General features: G+C 37.7%; 4 protein-coding genes. All 4 read right to left on the bottom strand.

The window, feature by feature from the left end; translation table 11 throughout:
* On the bottom strand, positions 1–485 hold a 485-nt coding region (locus tag ACO5V7_RS08895; protein WP_485485898.1), incomplete at its 3' end, for a T7SS effector LXG polymorphic toxin.
* A 3-nt stretch (positions 486–488) separates the two neighbouring features.
* Positions 489–785, bottom strand: coding sequence for a TIGR04197 family type VII secretion effector (locus ACO5V7_RS08890; protein WP_485485897.1), 297 nt, complete (start codon positions 783–785; stop codon positions 489–491).
* Positions 786–794: 9 nt separating this feature from the next.
* Complete coding sequence (locus ACO5V7_RS08885; protein WP_485485896.1) at positions 795–1,217, bottom strand: YwqH-like family protein; 423 nt, start codon at positions 1,215–1,217, stop codon at positions 795–797.
* A gap of 10 nt (positions 1,218–1,227) precedes the next feature.
* Complete coding sequence (locus ACO5V7_RS08880) at positions 1,228–1,551, bottom strand: DUF4176 domain-containing protein (RefSeq protein ID WP_298647423.1); 324 nt, start codon at positions 1,549–1,551, stop codon at positions 1,228–1,230.
* Positions 1,552–1,791 lie beyond the last annotated feature (240 nt).

The raw sequence follows: 1,791 nt of genomic DNA, 5'->3' as shown, positions 1-1,791 counted from the left end.
GTAATGGATTCGTCTAGATGCTTAATATCTTTCATCAGCTTCTCATATTTGAATTTCGTTTTTGTGTGACTAGAGCCTTGGTAATTCACTAACCCTGCGACTCTCAGTTTGGCAGCTGTTAACTGCTCCAACTGGTGTTCGAATCGCTGCTTAGATTTTCCTAGGTCTGAATGAAGCCCCTTATAGACATCTTCAGGCAATTCCGCATGGTTATGAGTGTCGATTTGATAATAGCCATCTTTATACAGTAACAAACTCGTAGAATAGTCATTCATTAGTTGAAGAAAAGTTTGAAGAAGTGTTCCATGAACTTCTCTCATATAGGTTTGCGCACTCGTCATCGCTTTCCCCTGAAGACTACTGTTCCCCGCAAATCCTTCAACCGCTTTGCTTAGGTTTGTTATTGACGCGCCCCATTGTTGGATGGTTTGATTCGTTTGGCCATGCATGGAGGTAATATCGTTAAATTTTACGTGATAACTCATTTATCATCCTCCTAATTTCAACCCTGAAAATAAAGTATGCCCTAATAATTGATCTGTTTTGTCTAGCTCTTTTCCAGTTTCTGCTACCTGTGTTATGTCTGCTTCTAGCAACGCACCATAAGTCGACACCAATTGATATAACTGGTCAAACTGCTCCTGATACAGATCTAACACTTGTGAAGTTGACGTCTTCTCAATCTTAGGTTTTTGGACACTCATTAAACTATTCTTCGCACCCGAGAGACTACTCACATGCATCCCAAATACAACTTGAGATAGTTGAATTGTTCCGTACATCATTTTTCCTCCCTAATGCAATAGTTTTTCAATATAATTTCCAATCGTATTAATCTGCGCTTGGAACCAACCGATCAGACTTTGTTGATTATTTTTTTGATTTTCTAACCGCGTAATTTCATCGCAAATAGAATCGTAAAATGCATCCAATTCTCTTTGGTAAGCACTAAAATCCTGCCTGAAATCCTCCCATTGGTGCACAAAGTTCTCTTTTTGTTGCCCTTTCCATTCCGGTTGGTCATCTTTCCCCATAACTGAAATCTTAATCTCATGAATTTCACTTTGGATATTCCCTACGGACTTCTTTGCCGAACGGAGTTTTGCTAACTTGGCATCAATAGCACTAATCGTCGCCGAGGCTTCGGATATACTATTATAATGGGAGCTGACTTGGCCTTGAAGATTTTCGATTTCATGGTAGTCAATTTTACTCATTTTTACCCTCTTAAACTCCTTTTTTCTCTTGCAATTCAGCTACGTTTCCTTTTGGAATATCTGTTTGCTGCAACATCGCTTCGATATTCTCTAACATGATTTCATTATCATCATCGGTGTATCCTTCTTGAACTACTTTAAGAATATCCTCTTGATTGAAATAAATTAAGCTATCTCCAACCATTCCTTCTGGATACAAGCAAGCACCGTAATCAAAACGATATACTTCCCCTTTTACAGGAAGGCCGATGACACGAGCAATAATCATCATTTTCTTCGTATTCCCCTTGAGAATCACGATACTTCCTAACGGTAACATTTTAACTTCTGACATATGAACCTCCTGATTGTTTCAAATGTTTTTATCTCTTTTTCCATCTATGATTAAAAGGATTATACCATAATTCAAAGCTTTGATTCATTAGAATTTTAATCCTTTTTCTTAAAATGATTGAAAACTTTTCATTTTCTCCAAATATCGGGACAATCCCCCCCAAAAAAAAGAAACCACCACCGATATATGAAGTGCACCCCAAAAGTTAGACAGAAAATCTAACTTTTGGGGTGTTTTTAT

The sequence above is a fragment of the Granulicatella sp. genome, assembly GCF_057274575.1.
The sequence above is the reverse complement of the archived record's forward strand: the minus strand, read 5'-3'. Positions and strand labels throughout refer to the sequence as shown.

What these genes read in the sequence shown, in the direction of transcription:
- ACO5V7_RS08890 (WP_485485897.1), bottom strand. Translation starts at nt 785, where the DNA reads ATGATGTACGGAACAATTCAACTATCTCAAGTTGTATTTGGGATGCAT.
- ACO5V7_RS08885 (WP_485485896.1), bottom strand. Translation starts at nt 1,217, where the DNA reads ATGAGTAAAATTGACTACCATGAAATCGAAAATCTTCAAGGCCAAGTC.
- ACO5V7_RS08880 (WP_298647423.1), bottom strand. Translation starts at nt 1,551, where the DNA reads ATGTCAGAAGTTAAAATGTTACCGTTAGGAAGTATCGTGATTCTCAAG.